This is a genomic window from Nocardia abscessus NBRC 100374, from assembly GCF_000308455.1.
Taxonomy (GTDB): domain Bacteria; phylum Actinomycetota; class Actinomycetes; order Mycobacteriales; family Mycobacteriaceae; genus Nocardia; species Nocardia abscessus.
The window spans coordinates 26,321-46,628 of record NZ_BAFP01000071.1; the positions used below are offsets into that span (position 1 = coordinate 26,321).

General features: G+C 69.0%; 18 protein-coding genes. 6 read left to right on the plus strand and 12 right to left on the minus strand.

Annotated features, from left to right (window positions below; translation table 11 throughout):
* Positions 1-25: 25 nt before the first annotated feature.
* The 5 genes from ON19_RS13920 to ON19_RS13940 form a co-directional block, all read right to left on the minus strand.
* Positions 26-1,855, minus strand: coding sequence for a flavin-containing monooxygenase (locus ON19_RS13920; RefSeq protein WP_043691270.1), 1,830 nt, complete (start codon positions 1,853-1,855; stop codon positions 26-28).
* Between the two features lie 58 nt (positions 1,856-1,913).
* A complete protein-coding gene (locus tag ON19_RS13925) occupies positions 1,914-3,290 on the minus strand; it encodes an aromatic ring-hydroxylating oxygenase subunit alpha (RefSeq protein WP_043691272.1) in 1,377 nt (458 codons plus the stop codon).
* Positions 3,291-3,320: 30 nt separating this feature from the next.
* The gene (locus tag ON19_RS13930; protein ID WP_043691274.1) at positions 3,321-4,181 is read right to left on the minus strand and encodes an SDR family NAD(P)-dependent oxidoreductase; all 861 of its coding nucleotides are present in this window, start codon (positions 4,179-4,181) and stop codon (positions 3,321-3,323) included.
* 7 nt (positions 4,182-4,188) lie between these two features.
* Positions 4,189-5,799: an SMP-30/gluconolactonase/LRE family protein gene (locus ON19_RS13935; protein WP_043691276.1), complete on the minus strand. Its 1,611-nt coding sequence runs from the start codon at positions 5,797-5,799 to the stop codon at positions 4,189-4,191.
* Positions 5,800-6,314: 515 nt separating this feature from the next.
* On the minus strand, positions 6,315-7,121 hold the full coding sequence (locus tag ON19_RS13940) for a FadR/GntR family transcriptional regulator (protein ID WP_043691514.1): 807 nt from the start codon (positions 7,119-7,121) through the stop codon (positions 6,315-6,317).
* Positions 7,122-7,242: 121 nt separating this feature from the next.
* Between ON19_RS13940 and ON19_RS13945 the strand changes: the two genes are divergently transcribed.
* Genes ON19_RS13945 through ON19_RS13965 form a run of 5 tightly spaced genes read left to right on the plus strand, consistent with a single transcriptional unit; the run spans position 7,243 to position 12,481 of the window.
* Entirely contained in the window at positions 7,243-8,412 is a 1,170-nt protein-coding gene (locus tag ON19_RS13945) for an acyl-CoA dehydrogenase family protein (RefSeq protein WP_043691278.1), read from the plus strand.
* Positions 8,413-8,444: 32 nt separating this feature from the next.
* Complete coding sequence (locus tag ON19_RS13950; RefSeq protein ID WP_043691518.1) at positions 8,445-9,386, plus strand: acyl-CoA dehydrogenase family protein; 942 nt, start codon at positions 8,445-8,447, stop codon at positions 9,384-9,386.
* 4 nt (positions 9,387-9,390) lie between these two features.
* The gene (locus tag ON19_RS13955) at positions 9,391-10,173 is read left to right on the plus strand and encodes an enoyl-CoA hydratase/isomerase family protein (RefSeq protein ID WP_043691280.1); all 783 of its coding nucleotides are present in this window, start codon (positions 9,391-9,393) and stop codon (positions 10,171-10,173) included.
* Entirely contained in the window at positions 10,170-11,366 is a 1,197-nt protein-coding gene (locus ON19_RS13960; RefSeq protein ID WP_043691282.1) for an acyl-CoA dehydrogenase family protein, read from the plus strand. The genes ON19_RS13955 and ON19_RS13960 overlap by 4 nt, the downstream gene beginning before the upstream one ends.
* Positions 11,366-12,481, plus strand: a complete 1,116-nt coding sequence (locus tag ON19_RS13965) for an acyl-CoA dehydrogenase family protein (RefSeq protein ID WP_043691284.1) — start codon at positions 11,366-11,368, stop codon at positions 12,479-12,481. Before ON19_RS13960 ends, ON19_RS13965 begins: the two co-directional genes overlap by 1 nt.
* A 53-nt stretch (positions 12,482-12,534) precedes the next feature.
* Here ON19_RS13965 and bfr read toward each other — a convergent pair whose 3' ends face one another.
* Together bfr and ON19_RS40190 are read right to left on the minus strand one after the other, a co-directional pair.
* The gene (gene bfr / locus ON19_RS13970) at positions 12,535-13,014 is read right to left on the minus strand and encodes a bacterioferritin (protein WP_043691287.1); all 480 of its coding nucleotides are present in this window, start codon (positions 13,012-13,014) and stop codon (positions 12,535-12,537) included.
* Positions 13,015-13,072: 58 nt separating this feature from the next.
* Complete coding sequence (locus tag ON19_RS40190; RefSeq protein WP_083899360.1) at positions 13,073-13,264, minus strand: (2Fe-2S)-binding protein; 192 nt, start codon at positions 13,262-13,264, stop codon at positions 13,073-13,075.
* Between the two features lie 225 nt (positions 13,265-13,489).
* On the opposite strand from ON19_RS40190, the gene ON19_RS13975 reads away from it, so the two are divergent.
* A complete protein-coding gene (locus ON19_RS13975; protein ID WP_043691290.1) occupies positions 13,490-13,888 on the plus strand; it encodes a hypothetical protein in 399 nt (132 codons plus the stop codon).
* 37 nt (positions 13,889-13,925) lie between these two features.
* On the opposite strand, the gene ON19_RS13980 is transcribed toward ON19_RS13975, so the two are convergent.
* The 5 genes from ON19_RS13980 to ON19_RS14000 form a co-directional block, all read right to left on the minus strand.
* Positions 13,926-15,635, minus strand: a complete 1,710-nt coding sequence (locus tag ON19_RS13980; protein WP_043691293.1) for a class I adenylate-forming enzyme family protein — start codon at positions 15,633-15,635, stop codon at positions 13,926-13,928.
* Positions 15,636-15,644: 9 nt separating this feature from the next.
* Entirely contained in the window at positions 15,645-16,838 is a 1,194-nt protein-coding gene (locus ON19_RS13985; RefSeq protein ID WP_043691295.1) for an FAS1-like dehydratase domain-containing protein, read from the minus strand.
* A 13-nt stretch (positions 16,839-16,851) separates the two neighbouring features.
* Complete coding sequence (gene acuI, locus ON19_RS13990) at positions 16,852-17,835, minus strand: acrylyl-CoA reductase (NADPH) (protein WP_043691298.1); 984 nt, start codon at positions 17,833-17,835, stop codon at positions 16,852-16,854.
* Positions 17,836-17,982: 147 nt separating this feature from the next.
* Positions 17,983-18,759 carry an SDR family NAD(P)-dependent oxidoreductase gene (locus tag ON19_RS13995; protein ID WP_043691299.1) on the minus strand — a complete coding sequence of 259 codons (777 nt, stop codon included), beginning with the start codon at positions 18,757-18,759 and terminating at the stop codon, positions 17,983-17,985.
* Positions 18,756-20,288 carry a class I adenylate-forming enzyme family protein gene (locus tag ON19_RS14000; RefSeq protein WP_227954720.1) on the minus strand — a complete coding sequence of 511 codons (1,533 nt, stop codon included), beginning with the start codon at positions 20,286-20,288 and terminating at the stop codon, positions 18,756-18,758. The genes ON19_RS13995 and ON19_RS14000 overlap by 4 nt, the downstream gene beginning before the upstream one ends.
* Positions 20,289-20,308 lie beyond the last annotated feature (20 nt).

Sequence of the window (20,308 nt, forward strand, 5' to 3'; positions counted from 1 at the left end):
GTGCGTCGCGGTGCTCGGGGACTGGTCATGCATCCAGGACGAGACCCGCCAACCGGCCTTCTTCGCGCCAGCTCCGCAGCAGATCCTCGAGCACGTAGAAGCCGCCCCAGAAGGGATCACCGAGGAACGACCGCCCGTTCGGCTCGCCCTCGCTGTTGTAGTAACCGGGGGTGCATTCGCGGACGAAGTTGCTGTTGTCGAACGAATTCGCCCGGATGGTCGCGATCCACGCCTCCTCGGCCTCCGCGCTGGGTTCCACCGTGGCGGCACCCCGGGCCGAGGCCTGCTGGATGATGTAGGCGATGTGATCGGCCTGCTGCTCGAACATCCGAGTGGTGGACGCGGTCACCCCGCCCTGGACGAACCCGGTGGCGAAGTGGTTCGGGAAGCCGTGCGACATGATCCCGTGCAAAGTACGGAACCCCTCGTTCCAATGTTCGTACAGCGACCGGCCGCCCCGCCCGGCGAACGGCTGGATGGCGAGCCTGCGGTCGATGTCGCTGCTGATCTCGAAGCCGCTGGCGAAGACGATGCAGTCGACTTCGTATTCGACACCGTGCGCGACGATGCCCTTCTCCGTGATGCGCTCCACCCCTTTGGTGTCCGAGACATCGATGAGCGTGACGTTCGGGCGGTTGAAGGCCTGCAGGTAGTTGTCGCTGAAGCCCGGCCGTTTGCACAGGTGCCGGTAGTACGGCTTGAGCGCCTCGGCCGTCGCCTTGTCCGCGACGATCTCATCGACCCGCCGGCGCACCCGCTCCATCGCGCGGTAGTCCTCGGCCTCCTTGAGTTCCATGACCTTCATCGGATTCGTCGCCAGTTCGGCCCAGCCGCCGGTGGCGTCCAGGTGGGCGGCCACATTGCGGGCGACCTCGGTCCAGCCGTCGCAGATCAGATCCGGCTCTCCCGGGGAGTAGAACGCGTAGGCGGCGTTGTGGAAGTTGCGCTGCCGCTCCTCTCGCCAGCCCGGCCGCAGCGACTTCACCCATTCGGGATCGGTCGCCGTGTTGCCGCGCTCGAAGATGTAGGACGGCGTGCGCTGGAATACGTACAGGTGTTCGGCGCCGTCGGCTAGATGCGGGATCGTCCCGATGCCACTGGCACCGGTGCCGATGATGGCCACCTTCTTGTCGCCGAGCTTGTCCAGCCCGCCCTTCAGCGTGCCGCCGGTGTACTCGTAGTCCCAGCGCGCGGTGTGGAACGTGTGGCCCTGGAACTGCGTGATGCCGGGGATACCGGGCAGCTTCGGCCGGTTGTAGGGCCCCTGGCACATCACGATGAACCGGGCGCGGATGTCGTCGCCCCGGTTGGTCGCGATCCGCCACCGCTCGATCCGCTCGTCCCATTCCAGCGAGCGGATCAGCGTGTGGAAGACCGCCTTCTCGTACAGGCCGAAGTGCTTGCCGATGCGCTGGGCGTGTTCGTAGCACTCGTCGCCGAAGGAGAACTTCTCTTTCGGCAGGTAGCCGGTCTCTTCGAGCAGCGGCAGATAGCAGTAGCTGTCCGAGTCGACCTGGATGCCGGGGTAGCGATTCCAGTACCACACCCCGCCGAAGTCGCCGCCCAATTCGATGATCCGGAAATCTTCCACGCCGGCCTGCTGTAACCGGTGCGCGGTGATGAGACCCGCGAAACCGCCGCCGAGGATCGCCACCTCGATCTCGTCGGTCATCGCGTCGCGCGGCTCGACCGGCGTGTACGGATCTTCTTCGTAGTAGTCCGCGAATTCGCCCTCGGTCAGCAGGTACTGTTTCTGTCCCTCGGGACGCAGGCGCTTGTCACGTTCGGCGAGATATCTCGCGCGGAGGGCATCCCGATCGACATCGGGCGTAACCGTGGGCTTGCACTCTTGCATTCGAATTCCTGGATCTCTAACTCGGGTCGTTGGGGGCGGACCGGCGGGTCCCGCCCGTTCAGGTCAGATCGCGCGGCGCGCCGGTACCCATGTACGCGGCGAGGTTGTGGTGCAGATTCACCACGCTGCGTTCGCGATACGGGTTGGGTTTCGGCCCGGAGAAGCCTCGGCTCTTCATGCCCTGCTGGACAGCGGCCATATTGGCGAAGTCCTGCGGTAGGACGGTCCGCCACCCGGGATCGCCGACGGGGGTGTACTCCCACTCGGTGTGCGGCTCCTCGCCGGGCGGGAAGAGCTCGAACACTGCGGCCTCGAAGATGCACTTGTCCGGGTCGTAGCCGTAGGGCCGGAACCGGTAGCACAGCATGTTGTTCAGTGCGTGGCCGATCTGGAAGTTGGGGAAGATCTGCCACGCGGTACCGGCCCGGGCGACGATGTCGGGGTCGACCTTCGGCCAGACCACACCGCGCGCCTCGTCCTCCGACCGGGCCGTGTCGAGCCAGTAGCGCAGCACTTCGTTGGCCGGAGTGCCCTCGGGCAGTTCGTCGACCAGCCGGTTGGCGACGTCGACCAGCGTGCGCGTGGTGTTGGTGTTGGCGTTCTCCCAGGTGAAGTTCTGGAGCGTGGCGGTGGAGACGCGCGCGTCGGGACCGCTGCCGACGCGCACCTTGGCCTGGTTCTCCTCCATGCCCTTGGGTGCGTCGTAGCCGATGTTGCTGTGCTTGCCCTGCGCCCGCGACCACCCGAGGAAAGTGCCGAAGTTCATGAACTCCGGGTGGGTGTAGGGCACGTGGTAGGTCTCCATGAACGCCTCGAAGGCGACCTTCCAGTTGCAGTCGAAAGTCAGCCAGCGCCGCCAGCGATAGCGCATGTTCTCCAGTTCGAAGTGTTCGAGCAGGCCGGCCGCGGGCTCGAGGTACTCGCGGAGTGGTTCGGCGTCGGGGTCCATGTTGATCCAGATCCAGCCGCCCCAGGTGTCGACCTCGACGTGGTTGAGTCCGTCGTTGCGTTCGGTGAGCCCGCAGATCCAGTCCTCGCGCTCGGCCGCGAAAGTATTGCGGCCCTCCAGGTCGTAGCGCCAACCGTGGAAACCGCAGACGAACTGTTTGCGGCTGCCCCGGGCGTCGTGCGCGCCCTCCGGTGTATCGATCAGTTTGCGGCCGCGATGCGCGCACACGTTGTGGTAAGCCCGGATGGTGTCCGGTGCGGTGCGCACCACGATGATCGAGTCGTCGAGGATCTCGTAGGTGAGGAAGTCGCCGACTCGGGGAATCTCCTCGACGCGTTCGACCTGCTGCCACACCTTGGCCCAGAGCTTGTCGCCCTCGGCGCGTGCGTATTCCTCGGAGATGTACGCCTCGACGCCGATCGTCATCGGCGCCGACAGCGGTTCGTCGGTAGCGGAATCCGTTGTCTCGGTCGTCGTTTCGCTCATGACATGCTCCTGGTCACAACGTTGGGTGCGTCAGCGGGTGATCGATGCGCGGAAGTTCTCGTCCTTGAGGAACAGCGAGGTGTGGTCCTCGCCGAGGTGGGTCCACCTGAGGTTCAGGCCGCCGTCCACGAGCAGGGTCTGGCCCGTGACGTAGGTCGACAGATCCGAGAGCAGGAACAGGATCGGCCCCGCCTGCTCCTCCGGACGCCCGCGTCTGCCCATGGCGATGGCGCGGCGGTCCCGCTGGGGATCGTCCTCGACGTAGGTGCCGGAGGCAGGTGTCTCGGTGACACCCGGCGCGATGGCGTTCACCCGGATGCCGTCCTGGGCCAGCTCCACCGCCAGGGTCCTGGTCGCCGCCACCAGCGCCGCCTTCGCGGTGCCGTAGGCGATATGGAACGGTGCGGTGTTCATGCCGCTGATCGAGGAGAGCGATACCAGCGAACCGGGCCTGCCTTGCGACTTCAGCTCGGCGGCCACGGCCTGGCTCATGAAGAACATCGTCTCCAAGTTCTGCGCGAACAACGCGCGCCAGTCCTCCCTGGTCACCCGGGTCGCGGGCATCCAGGTGCGCACCGCGGCGCCGCCCGCAACGTTGACCAGCCCGTGCAGCTCGCCGGGCGCCGCGCGGGCATGCTCGAGTACGGTCGCGACACCCTCCTCGGTACCGACGTCGGCCGCGACGGACACCACGGAAAGACCTTCCGCGGCCAGTGGTTCGACATGTTCGCCGAGGTTCTCCTTCGAGCGGCTCACCCCGATCACGGTGGCGCCTGCCCTGGCGATCAGGCGCGTCACCGCGGTGCCGATACCGCCGCCGCCCGCGCCGGCGACGATGACGACGCGTCCGGTCAGTCCGAAGAAGTCGTGTGCGAGGCCGTCGTTGGTCATCGTCGGATCAGGCCTTCCCGCGCAGTGCGAGCACACTGCCCTCGGCGTCGGCGGACAGGTAGACCGTGCCGTCCGGTCCGGCGGCGATGCCCGCGAACGGGCCCATGGGTCCGGAGAACGGCGGAGTCCCGCGCAGCGGTTTGGCGACCACCCCGGGCGGCGCGCCGACCGGAAGATTCGCGGCGAGGGTCTGCCGGGCCTTGGTCTCCAGATCGACGCCGATCAACGCTTTGAGGCCGACATCGAGGATGAGCAATTGCTTGCCGCGCACCAGGATTCCGTGCGGCGTCTCCAGTCCGTCCACCACCGTGTCGACTCCGCCGCCGCTGATCGAGACGATCCGTCCGGCCCCGGATTCGGAGACCAGGGCGGTGCCATCCGGTCCGAATGTCACGCCCATCGGGGCGTTCAGGCCGGAGGCCAGCACTTCGGCCTGCCCGGACCGTATCGAAAGCACACGGCCGGCGCCGAGTTCCGCGGCCACGATCGTCCTGTCGACGGTTGCCGCCACACCGTAGAGCTGATCGAACCCGTCCGCCACGACCTCGGGCTCTTCGTCGGTGCCCGGTCGGTAGTACGAGATCTGCCCGGTGGAGGTGGCGCACAGGAACTCACCCGGGCCGACTGCGCTGACGCCACGCACGTAGCCGGGATTGCCCGCGCTGAAAAGCGATGCGACCGTGTGCAATTTGCCGTCACGCAGAACGTAGAAGAAGGTGCCGTCGGCGACGTAGAGATCGCCGTCGTGGCCGACCGTCAGATCCAGCGGCCACAGCAGCCCGCCTGCCAGAACGGACCGGGTCTGTCCGCCGGTGAGAATCTCGGTGATCTCACCGGAGAAGTTCGAGACGAACAGCCGGTTGCCGACGAAGGTGCAGTTGTCCAGGCCGGGGTCCAGGTTCGCCAGCACCTGACGGTCACCGGTGCGCGGATCGATCCGCAGCACCTCACCGGTCTGCACCTGGGTGGAGACGAGGAAGCCCGCGGAGTCGAACTTGACCGAGTCGGGCACGCCGAGATCACCCACGACCCGTTCGGGCGCACCGCCGTCGGGATCGATGCGCCAGATGTCGTTGGTCCCCATCACCGGGTAGTAGAGGAGACCGTCCGGGCCGACCTCCATGGCGTTGGGCATCGCCAAGTTGTCCTGCAGAACGCGCGGCGCGCTGCCGTCCAGTGGCAGTTCCATGAGGCGACCGCCGATCCGGCATTCGTTGACGAACAACCGGCCGTTGTGCACGGTGATGCCGTTGGCGCCGGGAAGATCGTCGCGGATCACCCGGGTGCGGCCGTCGGTGCCGCGCATGCTGACGCGCGCGTCCATGTACTCGGTGGCGATGAGATTGCCCTCGGGATCGAAGGCGAGATCGTCGGGGGCGACGAAGTCGCCGCCCTTGGCGCTGAGGGTCTCGAGGTCGCCGGTGGCGACGTCGAGTGCGCTGATCTGGCTGCCGGCCACCTGGGCCACGTAGATTCGCCCGTCGGTACCCGTACGTAGGCCGTTCGCACCGAACAGTCGGCTCGGCGGGGTGAGCTGTCGGACGCTCCACCCCTCGGCGAGGGTTATCGGTGTGGTGGTGCTGTAGCGCGCCCCTCGAGTCAAGGCGGGGCCTCCCATGCGATGAGAAAGTCGATGTTCGAGATGTGGCACAGCCCGGCCCGGCGGCCCGGGGCGACGGGAATCCGGCCCCCGCGTGTGGCGGGCCGATGTGTCGTGGGCCACGCTACTTCAATCCTCGCAAGGATAGCAATACTTGACCTGTTGGATACCGCCCAGTAGGTTGCGGTCGTCCGTTGGCGAGCGCTGAATGCGCCCATCGTGGCGGTGCCACGAGCGCGGACCGCTGCGACCGAACGGCTCGGATATCAGGTCTGATAGCGCTGTTCAGCAGCATGTTTCGAGAGATGTCGGTATTTGCTTGCAAGCTCAGCCCTGCGGAGGGGTGCAATGGGGACGGCTGGAAGCCATGTGTCCTCCGGAAAGGCGCTTACCAGCCGTTCGGTAATCCACTTTCACACTATGGAAACGGCATTATCGTACGCTGTTTCCAGTCGGCGGAGCAACGCGTAACCGAAGCGCCTCTGCACGACGCTGGGCGGGGTGACGTATATAGATGCGGCAGATCGACGAACTCAGATCTGCGAGCGGAGGCCGGACTGGATGGCCGGCCGCGCCCCGGCGGACGAGGCGTTCACCACGCCGTCGTCGAAGCGCTGCAGCACCAGCGTCTGGGTGGCGGCGAGATGGGTCCGGTACAGGCGTTCGGCTTCGGCTGCCCGCCCCTCCGCGATCTCCCTGGTGATGCGGCGGTGGGTGCGCAGGGCTTCGCTCGACTCGGCCTCGGACGGGTATTCCCCGCGCCGGGTCAATGCCTCCGCCCACGCCTCTTCCTGTGCCGACCACAGGGTGACCAGCGTGCTCACGACGTAGCGAATGGTCAGGTTCGGGGTGAACGAGACGATGAGGTCGTGGAATTCGCGGGCGGTGTGGGTGAAGGCGACGCCGTCGTCGATGAGTTCGGCCGACTTCTCCACGTTCTCCGTGAGCGCGGGGACGACGGTCTCGGCGCGGTCGGGCCGCTCGGCGCAGGCGGCCGCGCACAGCGGTTCCAGCGTGCGCAGGCCCGCGGCGAGATCGCCGAGGGTGACGCGCGCGCCTTGCAGGGCTAGACCCAGGTGATACGCCGCCGACGTTTCGTCCGGGCGGTGCACCTCGGCGCCGCCCACATTGCCCCGGCGGACGGTGACGAGGCCCTCGGTCTCCAGGATGCGCAGCGCCTCGCGGATCGAGGGGTAACTCACGCCGAAGTCCTGGACCAGCTGATCCTGGGTGGGCAGCCGGTAGTTGTCGTCGCCGGCCAGGATGCGGGTGCGCAGTTCGGCGGCGACGGTCTCCGCGATGCGCCGCTGCGGGACCCGGCCGCGCTTGGCGGCCGTCATGCGGTCCGCCTCTGGTTGGTCCTCACCCGGCACACCTTTCCGTCATGGCGGCAGTGTAGTCACCGCGCGATGACCCTACAAATATTGCTATCCTTATGAGGATTGAAGTACTGTGCGCCACATGGACTTCACTATGGGTGAGGCCGCCACCCGGCTCCGGGGCGATCTGCGGCGGCTGATTGCCGAAGAGGTCCCCGCCGACTATCTCGGCGCGTTCACCGACGATCCGGCCGATCTGGCTGTGGCCCAGCGTTTCTGCCGGGTGCTCGCCGAACAGGGCCTGCTGTGCGCGGCCTGGCCCGCGGAGTTCGGTGGCCGCGGCGCCTCGGTGTGGGAGCAGACCGTGGTTCGCGAGGAGATGTGGGCGCACCACGAACCGCGCGGGGCGCAGTACATGGGCGTCAACTGGGTGGGCCCGACGATCATGCGGCACGGCACGGCCGAACAGCAACGCGAGCACCTGCCGCCGATCGCGCGCGGTGCGGCGATCTGGTGCCAGGGATTCAGCGAGCCGGACTCCGGGTCCGATCTCGCCTCGCTGCGGACCACCGCCCGCCGCGACGGCGACGGCTGGCGTATCTCCGGCCAGAAGATCTGGACCTCGTACGCGACCATGGCGCAGTGGTGCTTCCTGCTCGCGCGCACCGCGACCCGGGCGCGGAAACAGCAGGGGCTCACCGTGTTCCTGGTGCCGATGTCGGATCCGGGAATCGAGGTCCGGCCGATCCGGTCCATGCTCGGGCCGCACCATCTCAACGAGGTCTTCTTCGACGGGGTGCGGGTGACCGATGCCGACGTGCTCGGCCAGGTCGACGAGGGTTGGTCGGTGGTGCAGGAGGTGCTGGCGTTCGAACGCGTCGGCATCGCCCGCTATGCGCGCTGTGAGCGGCTGTTGCAGGCCGCGCCGGACGTTCTCGGGCAGCGGTGGGACACGGTGCCTGCCGAGCTGCGCGGTCGCTGGGCCCGCATGCTCACCCGGGCCCGGCGGGCGCGGCTGCTGGCTTACCAGGTGATCGCGCTGCAGAGCGCCGGGCGGGTCGCCCCCGGTGACGCCGCGGCCTACCGCATCGCGGTGACCCGGCTCGACCAGGAAAGCGCGAGCGTGCTGGCCGAACTCGCCGCGTTCGCGGGCTCGCGGGAGGAGACCCAGCGCCGGTTCCGGCGCGCGGTGGACGACCATTGGCGATACGCGAACGCCGCGACGGTGGCCTCCGGCAGTATCGAGATGCAGAAGATTCTGCTGGCGCGCACGTTGCTGAGCGGGCCCCGCCGGGCGGGGGAGGCGGCGTGACCGCCGCACCGTTCCCGGCGGACGGGCGGGCGATGACCATCGAACTCTGCGCCGAGGCACGGGAATACGGCGTGCAGGCGCTGCGCGCGTTGCGCGCGGCCGGTGGCGACGAACTGGTGCAGTGGGCCGAGCGCGAGCCCGCGCGGCGCACACTCGTCGCGCCGGTGCTGGGCGAACTCGGCGCCTGGGAGCTGGAGCCGCGGCGTGATCCGGTCGAGCTGGAAGCGGCTGCGGCGCTGTGCCGCAGCGCCGGCTACTGGGCCACGCCCTACCCGGTGGCGGAGCGGCTGGCCCGCCCGGTCGACTTGGACGTCGACGGGTTGGTGGTGGTGTCGGATGACGAGCCCGCCGCGGCGGTCGCGGATCTCGACCTGCGCTGGGCGGCGGTGACCTTGGACGGTGCCAGAGGGTCGGTGGTGGTGCGACCGTCCGGTGTGTCCGCGCGTGAGTCGGCGTTCGTGGCGCGACTGGACGTGTCGCCGGTGGACACCGACGGCGCGGCCGACCTGGCGCTCGCGCTGGTACTGCCGTGCTGGACCCTGCTCGGCATGCTCGATCGCGCGGTGGAACTCGCCCGCGCCCACGTGCTGGTGCGGGAGCAGTTCGGCAAGCCGCTGGCCGAGTTCCAGTCGGTGCAGTTCCAATTGACCGACGCCGAGGTGGAACGGCGCGGCGTGGACATGCTCGCCCGCTACGCGTTGTGGAGCATCCAGGCCGATCGCGGCGAGGCGCTGATCGATGCGCTGGCCTTGCGCGCGGCGGCGCTGGAAGCGGCCGAGGCCGTGTTCCGTGTGGCCCACCAGCTGCACGGCGCCCTCGGCTTCTGCGACGAGTCGCCACTGTCCTGGCTGTCGCGCTACAGCCTGCCGTCGCGCAGGCTGCCACTCGGCCTGGTCGCCACCGAGGACCTGCTGGCCCGGCTGGCCGGCCGCCGCGGCCTGACCGGATTGTTCTCCGAGCCAGGAGAAGGGTGACGCCATGCACTATGACCTGCCCGACGCGCTGACCGTCGCCTCCGAGGGGCCGGTCCGCATCGTCGTCATCGACCGCCCCGACGAGCTCAACGCGGTGAACGCCGAGTTGCACCGAGCGCTGGCGCAGGTGTGGCGGCAACTGGCTGCGGACCGGGAGGCCAGAGTGGTGATCCTCACCGGCTCCGGCCGGGCTTTCAGCGCGGGCGGTGACCTGGACTGGATCACCTCTTTCCTGGACGACACGGTCGCGCGGGACGAGAGCATCCGCGAAGGCGCCCAGATCATCGAGGAGATGCTGCGCTTTCCACTGCCGGTGATCGCCGCGGTGAACGGTGCCGCGATGGGGCTCGGCGCCAGCCTGGCGGTGCTGTGCGACGTCGTGCTGATGTCGGATCGCGCCTATCTGGCCGACCCGCACGTCGCCGTCGGGCTGGTCGCCGGGGACGGCGGCGCCGCGTTCTGGCCGCTGCTCACTCCCATCCTGCGGACGCGGGAATTCCTGTACACCGGTGACCGGATCGATGCCGCCACCGCCGTCGAGGTGGGACTGGCGTCGCGGGTCGTCGCCGCGGACGAATTGCTCGACGAGGCACGGAAACTGGCGGTCCGGTTGGCCGCCCTGCCGCCGGAGGCGATGCGCAGCACGAAACGGGTCGTGAACATGTACCTTTCCCAAGCTCTCGGCGGTCCGATGCAGGCCGGTTTCGCCGCCGAGGTGGTGACCATGCAGTCACCGGAGCACCGGGACCGGCTGCTGGCGCTGCGACAGCGGGCACGGGCACGGTGACCGGGCGCGACCTCGACGAGTTCCGCGGCGAGGTCCGGGAGTGGTGCCGCACGCACGTGCCTGCCGATTGGCGGCGGGCGCAGACCGGCCCGACGGACGCGGAATTCGTACTCTTTCAGCACGATTGGTTCCAGCAGCTACGCCGCGCCGGATACGCGGTGCCGCACTGGCCGCGCGAATACGGCGGTGGCATGTCCGTCCCGGAACAGATCGTGCTGTACCAGGAACTCGCCGCGCACGACGCGCCGCGACTGGTGCTGGCCTTCGTGGCCGTTCACCACGCGGCCGCGACGCTGCTCGCGGCGGGCACCGAGGAGCAGCGGCGACGGCATCTCCCGGCGATCCTGGACGGCGAGATCTGGGTACAGGGTTTCTCCGAACCCGGCGCCGGGTCCGATCTGGCGGCGTTGCAGACCAGCGCCCGCCGCGACGGCGACGGCTATGTCGTGACCGGGCAGAAGGTGTGGGCCAGCGGTGCGCAGTACGCGGACTGGTGCCTGCTGCTGGCTCGCACCGACCAGGCCGCCCGGAAGCGGCGCGGGATCTCCTACTTCCTGCTGGACATGCGCAGCCCCGGCATCGAGGTGCGTCCGATCCGGCAGGCCACCGGGGAATCGCACTTCTGCGAGATATTCCTGGACGAGGTGCGGATCCCGGCCGACGGGCTGGTCGGCGCGGAGAACGCGGGCTGGCAGGTGGCGCAGCAGACGCTCGGCGCCGAACGCGGCCTCACCATGCTGGAACTGTCCGAACGGCTCGGCAACGCCGGATTCCGCCTGCTGGTCGAGGCTTGCGAGCGAGCCGATCCCGGTGGCGTGCGGCCGATCGATGACGCGCTGGTGGCCGACCGGCTGGCCGCGCTCGACATCGAGATCGCCGGATTGCGCGCATTGTGCCGCGACCTGGTAGAGCGGCACGACGGGGGCCGCGCGGGTCCGGCCGACGCTTCCGTCGTGAAGTTGTACTACAGCGAATTGTTGCAGCGGATGACGGATTTCGGCACACAGGTCGGGGGAGTGGCCGCGCACACGATGCTGCGCAAACCGATGTCCGGCGGCTGGGAGTCGGGCGCCTGGGTGCTCGACTTCATCGGCTCCTGGGAATGGACCATTCCGGGCGGGACCAGCGAGATCCAGCGCACCATCATCGCGGAGCGCGGACTCGGCCTGCCCAGGGAACCGGCGGGAACATGATGAGCGACGAATACGCCGAGATCCACGACGAAATGCGAGCGGTGGCACGCGACCTGATCGGCAAAGCCGATTCCGAGTCTGCCGTCGACTGGTCGCTGATCGCCCGCTCCGGGTGGCTCGGCCTGGAAGCGCCCGCGGCATTCGACGGAGCCGACGCCACTTTCGCCGAAGTCGCGGTGATTCTCCAGGAGATGGGCCGAGCAGTCGCCCGCAGTGCGTACCCCTCGGTCGCGGTGCTCGCCGTCGGCGCGCTCGGCCTACTGGAGCCTCATCCACAACGAGACGAACTGTTTCGCGGCACCGTCGCGGGTGCGGTGCTGCCGGTTGTCGCGCTCACGGGGGAGGAGCGGGTCGGCGCCGTGCCGCCCGGCGCGGACTACGCGCACGCTGATCTCGCGCCGTTCCGGCTCGTGCCCGATACCGACGGCCTGCGACTGCGCGGTGACGCCGAATTCGTGCTCGACGCGCCCGGCGCGGACCGGCTGCTCGTACCCGCCCGCCATCCCGGCGGCGAGATCGTGATAGCGGCAGTCGAACCCGGTGTTCCCGGGATATCCGTCACCGCGCGACCGGTGGTCGACGCGACCCGCAGTCTCGGGCGCGTGAGCGCCGACGGCGTAGCGGTGTCGCCGTCTGCGGTGTGGCGATTCCGCGGCGACGGAGAGCGCGCCCTGCGGCGGTTGTACGACCGGGCCGCGGTCGCGACGGCCTGTGACAGTCTGGGGCTGAGCGAGGCCATGCTCGAGGCCACCGTCGACTACGCCAAGGTGCGCGAGCAGTTCGGCCGTCCGATCGGTTCCTTTCAGGCTGTCAAACACGCCTGCGCGGACATGCTGGTGCAGGTCTCGGTGGCCCGGCAGCTGGTGGCGGCCGCCGTCCGAGCCCAGGTGACGTCGGCACCGGACGCAGGGCACGCGGCGTCGATGGCCAAGGCGTTCAGCACCGACACGGCGGTGCGGGTGGCGGGGAAGGCCATGCAACTGCACGGCGGCATGGGCTACACCTGGGAAAGCGGAATCCACGCATACCTCAAGCGGGCCACGCTCGATCGTTCCCTCTTCGGTACGCCGGCCGAGCATCGGAAACGACTGGCCCGGCGGTACGCCTCGGCATAGTGCGCGCCGGGGCGTACGGCCGGGCAGCCGTTCGCGGGCGCCCGGAGGCCGGGTCAGTCCTCCGGAGACTCGGTGAAGCGCTGGAGGTACAGCGGCTCGCCCAGCTTCTCCACCAGATCGAGTTCGGTCTCCAGGTAGTCGACGTGCTGCTCCTCGTCTTCGAGGATGTGCTCGAAGATGCGCGCCGAGGTCACGTCGCCGCGCGAACGCATCAACTCGATGCCCCGGCGGAGCCGTTCGACCGCTTCCAACTCGATTTGCAGGTCGGCCCGCAGTTGCTCCGGAACACTCTGTCCGATGCGCAGCGGGTTGAGCTTCTGGTAGTTGGGCAGCCCTTCCAGGTACAGAATCCGGTCGGTGAGCAGCTCGGCATGTTTCATCTCATCGATGGATTCGTGCCGGGTGTGCCGCGCCAGCTTGGTGAAGCCCCAGTTCTCCTGCATCTTGGCGTGCAGGAAGTACTGGTTGATCGCCGTGAGTTCGGCCGTCAGTTGCTCGTTGAGCAACGCCACGATGTCCTTGTCGCCGTCCATAGCAGCGATCGTGGCACAAAATGTGCGCAGCGCGGCAGAGACCGCCTGGTGTGTCGGATCAGGCGGCCGTGGGCTGTGCCCCGGTCGTCGCGCGGGCACGGCCGATAACCTCGGCCAATCGCGCCGTGCAACTGCCGCAGCCGGGCTTCCAGCCGCAGGCGTTCTTCACTTGTCGGACGCTGTCGGCCCCGGCCGCAACGCAGGTGTGCACGTCACCTTCGGACAGCGCGTTACAAATGCACACGTACATGAAGCCTCACAGCCAAGGGTCACCGTTTCACTGAGGTTAGCCTCGACTAACGAGGTAAGCCTCCCCTAATGTATAGCAGCTCGACCCGCCGGTGTGAAGCCCGGCCCGCCGGGCGCGTGCGAAGACTCTTGTTCACCCGATCGACGCCTGCGCGTCACGCGGGCCGGTCGCGGGATTTCTAGGGTCGGGAGAATGCGCATTGTGTGTCGGTCGGTGGTTGTAGCGGTGGCCGTGCTGCTGTCCGGGTGCGGGGACGAGACGTCGTCGCAATCCGATTACGCCCGGCAATTGGACGGGTTGTGCGCTGCGCAAAGGGACTTCGTCCGCACACTGCCGGATCTGCAGCGCCGGGAGGTCTCTAGCATCGAACAGGTGCGCCGGCGGGCGGAAGAACGCGCCGCCGATTTCCGCTCGAGCGTCGCGAGCCTGCGGCCGCCACTGGGATCGGCGCAGGATCATCAGAGCCTCATCGCGACTCTCGATGCGGCGCCGAGCGGGCCCGAAGCGGGTCCGGCGGAGTTGCGGCCCTACCTGGAATCCTTGGGAAAGATCTATGCCCGGCTCGGCGCGCGTCAGTGCGAGCAATTCGGGCAAGAGGCCATTGCCGGGCTCTCCGGCCGATGATCGTCGGAAGCGTGGCAGGCGGCGGCCCGCCCCGGCGCTAGCCGTGGGCCAGCCGTTTCGCGGCGAGCTGCCGCAGGTCACTGGATTTGATCTTGGCGCTGCCGGTGAGCGCGATGTCCTCCTCGGCGAACAACAGCACATGCCGCGGCACCTTGTAGCTGGCCAGCCGCTCCCGCAGGAACGCGCGCAGCTGCGCGCCGTCGACCGTCGCGCCGGTGTGGGGCACCACGCACGCCACCACGACCTCGCCGAGCGTCTCGTGCGGAACGCCGACGGTCCGCGCGACCTTGACGCCCGGGTACCGGATCAACGCTTCGTCGACCTCCAGCGGGGAGACATTCGCGCCGCCGGTCTTGATGATGTCGGTCAGCCGGCCTTCCCAGTACAGCCGGTCCGCGTTGTCGAGGTAGCCCCCGTCGCCGGTGTGGAAGTATCCGTCGGCGTCGAGCGTCTCGTCCAGCGCGGTGCCGAGGTAGCCGAGCATGAGCGTCGGTCCTTTGACACAGATCTCGCCGCGCTCGCCGCGCGCCAGGACGCCGCCGGTGAGCGGGTCGACGATCTTGACGGTATTTCCCGGCAGCGGTCGGCCGCTGCTGCCCGCGATCTCCTCCTCGGGTGTGCAGGCCGGAAAACACGTGGTGATGGTGAACGTCTCAGTGTTGCCGTATGCGTGCCCCGGCTCGGTCCAGGTGGTCGACACACGGGGGTGGCGTGCCGCGGGCGTCTTCACGTCCACGAATCGCAGGCTGCTCAGGTCCGTGGTGGACCAGTTGGGCGCGCCTTCGAGTTGGGCCCACTGATGTGGCCACGCGACCGGGAAGTTCACCCGCTCGGCCCGCATCAAGTCCACAGCAGCGGCGGCGTCGAAGGTCGATTGCAGCACCAGGCTGCCGCCCGCGGCCAGGGTGGCGCCGAGCGCCTGGCCGAAGTTGCCGGACCAGAAGAAGCCGTTGGCGGTCCAGCAGCGCACGTCGTCGTCCGGGCCGAACCCGAACATGCGGCGCAACCGCCACATCTGGATGGCGACGCCGCGGTGGGCGCTGCGGATGCCTTTCGGCTTGCTGGTGGTTCCCGACGAGAAGAACAGCACCGCGGTGTCGCTGGGCTGCACCGTGGCCGCTGTCGCCTCGACCAGCGCCGGTGGCTCGGCGTGCCCACGTACCAAGAACGTGGGCCAGGAATCGATCGCTCCGCCCGGCACCGGCTCGCCGACCACCGCTAGGTGACGCAGGAACGGGTAGGCCGCCGAGCGCACGGCGCCCGGCGCGGCGGCGCCGATCGCCGGTTCCAGTCCGGTCAGCACGGCGGCGAAATCCTTGTTCGCCACGGTCCGTTCGAACAGCAGCACCGATACGCCGGACAGCCGCAGCAGATGGTCGAGTTCCGCGGGGCTGGAGAAGGTGCTGAACGCGACGGCCACCGCGCCGGCCAGCGAGGCGCCGAAGACGGCCGAGAGCCACTCCGGCCGATTCGTCATCAGCACGCCGACCCGGCTGTCCTTGCCCACCCCGCATGCGCGCAGGGCGCGCGCCACTTCGGTGGCGCGCTCCCACAGCTCGGCATAGGTCCAGCGGATGACGCCGGTGTCGGCGTGCGCGACGAGCGCTTCGCGGTCGCCGTACCGCTCGGTGACCTCGCGCAGGAAGCCGGGCAGGGTGAGCGGTCCGAGCCCGGGCTCGTCGGACAGCGGCGGGCCGGTGGCGATCGCCACGGCTCGCGCGAGGGCGTCGTTGGTGTCGGTGGTCATCATCGAACCTCAGTACGGGAGTTCGACTTCGGCGGTGCAGTCCACCAGCACGCCGAAGTCCTGATTGGTCAGCCGCAGTTTCACCTGGACCAGCGGCACGCCCCACGCCGAATCCGTTTCCTTGCCGATGATCTCGGCATCGAAATAGGTCACGTCGCCCTCGAAGGCGGGCAGGCGGAAGTCCGCCTTGCTGTGCCGGACCATGCCGTCGTGCCCGGCCCAGTAGGAGAGGTAGTCGGTGCACCAAGCGCCCATGGTGGCGCCGTAGCCGTAGGCACGCGCCATCCCGACCTCGCCCGCCTTGTCGGCGTCGATGTGCCCGCGGGACGGGCCCACGTACAGACCGTCGCGTTTGCGCGGATCGATGCGCGCGCCCTCTTCGTCGAAGGCGAATCCTTCGGTCCAGCCCGGATCCTGGTAGACCCAGGGGTCCTCGACGCCCTCCGGCGCGGTCCAGTGGAAGGTGCCCCAGATGTTGAACAGGAAAGCGCGGTATTCGGTGGTGAAGCTGGCGATGGTGTGCGGTCCGATCACCCGGCGCGGTAGCCGGTCCCCGACCTTCACCTCGTCGAAATGCGGCGAGACGCCGTCCCGGTTGGACAGGATCCATTCATGGCGCAGCGATTCGATCTCGGCCAGTTCCGCGGTGGTCCAGGTCCGCACCGCGCCGAGCTGGTTGTCGTACATGCCGCGCTTGGTGGCCTCCGACGCCAGATAACGGATGGCGGTGGACCTCTCGCGAGCGACCAGCACACCGTTCTGATTGCGGTGGGCGGTGTCGCCGCGGGAGAACATCGTCGGCCCGGCGAACTTCGTCTCCACCACCTTGTAATCGTGGAATCGCCGGTCCTGGAACAATTTGTCGCCCGGACGCACCGGGCAGCCGTAGAACCACCATTCCTCGCCGCCGAAGATCAGGTGGCTGCCCGGGATGTGGCCGACACATGCCGGCTGCGCCCCGTGCCCGTAATCCAGTGCGACCGCGATCGATTGCGGCGCCACGATGCCGCCGTAGCGGGATTCCCGGGCGAATTCCTGGTCCCAGTGCAGCGGATTGGGATAATCCATCGCCATCACCCAGCGGCGGATGTCGGAGGAACTGCACGGGTCCCACAGTTGCCCGCCGCCCACCGGCTTGCCGACCCGGTGGTCGACGTCGGACAGGTCGAGTTCCACGGCGGATTTCGTCGATTTCCTGGTCACCAGATGCTCCTGATCAACGATTCACGTCGACGACGATCCGGCCGCGCACGGTGCCGTCGATGAGCCGGTCGGCCGCGGTGATCGCCTCGCCGAGGGGGATCTCCTGGGCGATGCTGTCCAGCGCGGCCGGGTCCAGGTCACGGGCGAGCCGTGCCCAGGCGTCCAGCCGCCGCTGCTTGGGCGCCATCACGCTGTCGATGCCCAGCAGCGTGACCCCGCGCAGGATGAACGGGGCGACCGTGGCCGGGAAGTCCATCCCCTGGGCCAGGCCGCAGGCGGCGACCGCGCCGCCGTACCGGGTCTGGGCGCACGCGTTGGCCAGCGTGTGGCTGCCGACGGTGTCGATCACGCCTGCCCAGCGCTCCTTCTGCAGCGGTTTGCCGCGCTCGGCCAGTTCGGCGCGATCCACCACGGTGCCCGCGCCCAGCTGCTGGAGGTAGGCGGTCTCGCTGGTCTTGCCGGTGGCGGCCGCCACGGTGAACCCGGCCTTGCTCAGCAGCGCGATCGCGATGCTGCCCACGCCGCCGGTCGCGCCGGTCACCAGGATCTCGCCCTGGTCGGGGCGCAGCCCGTGGCGCAGCAGCGCTTCGACGCACAGGCTCGCGGTGTAACCCGCGGTGCCGATCGCCATCGCCTGACGTGCCGTGAACTCGGCGGGCAGAGGTACCAGCCAGTCCCCGTTCAGGCGGGCTCGCTGACCGAGGCCACCCCAGTGCGTTTCCCCCACGCCCCAGCCGTTGAGGATCACATCGTCGCCCACCGACCACTCCGCGTGGCTGCTCTCGGTGACGACACCGGCGAGGTCGATGCCGGGGACCATCGGGAACGCGCGCACGACCGGGGACTTGCCGGTGATGGCCAGGGCGTCTTTGTAGTTGAGGGTGGAGTACGCGACCTCGACGGCGACGTTCCCCTCGGGCAGCGTCGCTTCGTCCACGTCCGTCAGCGTGACCTTCGGTCCCGCCTCGCCCTTCTCGATCAGCACTGCGGCAAACATGCGGGGAGATTCCCTTCCTAGAACGGGTGAATACCAAGGTTTTGCGAAGTCATTTTCATAAACGAGAATCTGATTCTCATAGTAGAAAAGCATGCTCCCACCGTCCGATTCGGGTGTCAACCGGTGGTTACCGGCCGGGACCTCCACTCACCGGGCGGTCCAGCCGCCGTCGACGACGATGGTCTGGCCGGTGACGTACCGGGCGGCGTCACCGGCCAGCCAGGTGACGGCGCCGACGATGTCCGCGGCCTCCGCCTCGACCGGCAGCGGGGTGTTGCGGCGCAGGTAGGCGGCGCCGCGCTCGTCGTCGTACAGGCTGTCGGTGATCTCGCTGCGAAAGAAGCCGGGCGCCACCGTGTTCACCCGGATCGAATGTCGCGCCCATTGCACGGCCAGTTCGGCGGTGAGGCCGGACAGTCCCGCTTTGCTCGCCGCGTAGGACGCCTGCGGGATGCCGGGCACGCCGACCCGGCCGCTGATGGAGGAGACGTGGACGATGGAGCCGCGGCCCACCGCGCGCATATGCGGGAACACCGCTTGGGCGAGCAGGAACGGGGCCACCAGATTGAGTTCCAGGGTCCGGTGCACGGCGTCGAGCGGCTCGGATTCGGCGCGTTCGGTGGTGAACCGGTTTCCGGCCGCGTTGACCAGGATCTCCGGCGGTCCCAGGCCGTCGACCACCGCGGTGACCACCGCGCCGATGTCCTCGGGCCGGCTCAGGTCGCACCTCACGGGGAGCCCGCCGATGCGCCCGGCGAGTTCGGTCAGCCGGTCCGTGCGACGGGCCGCGACAGCGACCCGGGCGCCGAGCGCGGCCAGCGCTTCCGCGACCGCGGCGCCCAGGCCGGACGACGCACCCGTCACGATCGCCACCCGGCCGTCGAGATCGAACATGTGCGGGGCGCGATCGGATCGGGAGGTCACGGCTGCTCCTGCGTCGTGGACGGCGCGGTCACCAGTTCGGTCAGGCGCGTGCGCTCGATCTTGCCCATGGCGTTCACCGGCAGCGCGTCCACGCGGGTCCAGATCTCCGGCACCTTGTATCCCGCCAGCTCGCGTCGGCACAATCGCGCTACGGCGTCGAGATCTATTGTGGGAACCGCGCTTTCGATCACGGCCGCGACTTTCTGGCCGAGCCGCTCGTCCGGCACCGGGCACACGGCGACTTTCGCCACGTCGGGGTGTGTCGCGATGACCCGCTCCACCTCGAGCGGGTAGACGTTCGCCCCGCCTCGGATGATGACCATCTTCTTGCGATCCAGCACCGAAAGCGTGCCCTCGGCGTCGACGGTGCCGACGTCGCCGGTAGGGATCGGGCCCGGCTCCGGCGGCCGCACGCCACCACGCTCCCAATAGCCCAGCATCGGCGTCCACATTCCGGCCCACGGGCCGGTGGCGGCCGCCTGCAGCCGCAACTCGCCGAGCGAGCCGGGCGGCAGCCGGTGGCCCTCGTCGTCGTAGGCGGCGACGTCGTAGTGCGGCAGCACCCGGCCGCTGGCGCCGGGGACCCATCCGTCGCCGGGCGGATCGATCGAGACCACCGTCGGCGCCTCGGTGAGACCGTAGGTGACGCGGGGCACCGGTCCGTGCGCGGCCGCGAAAGCCGCGCGCACCGAGTCGGGAGTGTCGCTGCCGCCGCTCCAGACTTCGCGCAGCGAGCCGAGATCGAGTCCCGGTTTGCGCGCGAGGTCGTAGAGCTGCGCCGGTGCGCCGTTCCAGACCGTGACGCGACGCTCGGCGATCCACTCGGCGACACCATCGGCATCGCGGCGGTCCATGACGACCGCGCAGCCGCCTGCCTGCGCGGTGAGCAGGGTGGACAGCACCATCAGATTGAGGATCGTCAGCGGGAAGCTGTCGCCCTTACGCAGCTCGGGCCCCCAGCCGCGGGTCGCCGTCAGCACGGCGCCGGGCAGCAGCAGGTTGCGCTGGCTGTGCACCACGGCCTTGGGCTGCCCGGAGGTGCCGCTGGTGAAGGCGATTCCGGCCGGGGCGTCGATGTCCTGCTCGACCCGTGGCGCGGGCGCGCGGTCGAGCAGCGCCGCCCAGTGCTCGGGGTCGACCGTCCGCGGCGAGTCCACCCGGCACCGCGGGCCGGCGAGCAGGACGGCCGGTTCGCACAGATCGTGCAGGTACTGCTGTTCGTTCGCGGCCAGCGCCTCGCCGATGCCCGCCCATACCGCGCCGATGCGCTGCGCGCCGTGGAAGGCCGCCACGATGTCGAGGTCGTTGGGCAGGCAGGCGGCCACGCGGTCGCCGGGACGCACGCCCAGTGACCAGAGCGCGCCCGCCGCGCGGTGGGCCTGGTCGTCGAGTTCGACGTAGGTCCAGGCGCCGGAGGTGGCTTCCACGGCCATCGCGTCCGGGCGGGAGCCGAGGGCGGTGTCCAGCACCTGGGCGATGGGGCGAAGGGCGGGCGCGCCGGGCGGGGCGCCGCCGTTGAAACTGTCCACAGCGTCCTTGATATCACTAT

Excerpts from the sequence above, each read along its gene's own strand:
- ON19_RS13935 (WP_043691276.1), bottom strand. The coding sequence starts at position 5,799 with ATGGGAGGCCCCGCCTTGACTCGAGGGGCGCGCTACAGCACCACCACA.
- ON19_RS13965 (WP_043691284.1), top strand. The coding sequence starts at position 11,366 with ATGAGCGACGAATACGCCGAGATCCACGACGAAATGCGAGCGGTGGCA.
- ON19_RS13930 (WP_043691274.1), bottom strand. The coding sequence starts at position 4,181 with ATGACCAACGACGGCCTCGCACACGACTTCTTCGGACTGACCGGACGC.
- ON19_RS13980 (WP_043691293.1), bottom strand. The coding sequence starts at position 15,635 with ATGACCACCGACACCAACGACGCCCTCGCGCGAGCCGTGGCGATCGCC.
- ON19_RS13925 (WP_043691272.1), bottom strand. The coding sequence starts at position 3,290 with ATGAGCGAAACGACGACCGAGACAACGGATTCCGCTACCGACGAACCG.
- ON19_RS13955 (WP_043691280.1), top strand. The coding sequence starts at position 9,391 with ATGCACTATGACCTGCCCGACGCGCTGACCGTCGCCTCCGAGGGGCCG.
- acuI (WP_043691298.1), bottom strand. The coding sequence starts at position 17,835 with ATGTTTGCCGCAGTGCTGATCGAGAAGGGCGAGGCGGGACCGAAGGTC.
- ON19_RS13950 (WP_043691518.1), top strand. The coding sequence starts at position 8,445 with ATGACCATCGAACTCTGCGCCGAGGCACGGGAATACGGCGTGCAGGCG.
- ON19_RS40190 (WP_083899360.1), bottom strand. The coding sequence starts at position 13,264 with ATGTACGTGTGCATTTGTAACGCGCTGTCCGAAGGTGACGTGCACACC.
- ON19_RS13940 (WP_043691514.1), bottom strand. The coding sequence starts at position 7,121 with ATGACGGCCGCCAAGCGCGGCCGGGTCCCGCAGCGGCGCATCGCGGAG.
- ON19_RS13920 (WP_043691270.1), bottom strand. The coding sequence starts at position 1,855 with ATGCAAGAGTGCAAGCCCACGGTTACGCCCGATGTCGATCGGGATGCC.
- bfr (WP_043691287.1), bottom strand. The coding sequence starts at position 13,014 with ATGGACGGCGACAAGGACATCGTGGCGTTGCTCAACGAGCAACTGACG.
- ON19_RS13945 (WP_043691278.1), top strand. The coding sequence starts at position 7,243 with ATGGACTTCACTATGGGTGAGGCCGCCACCCGGCTCCGGGGCGATCTG.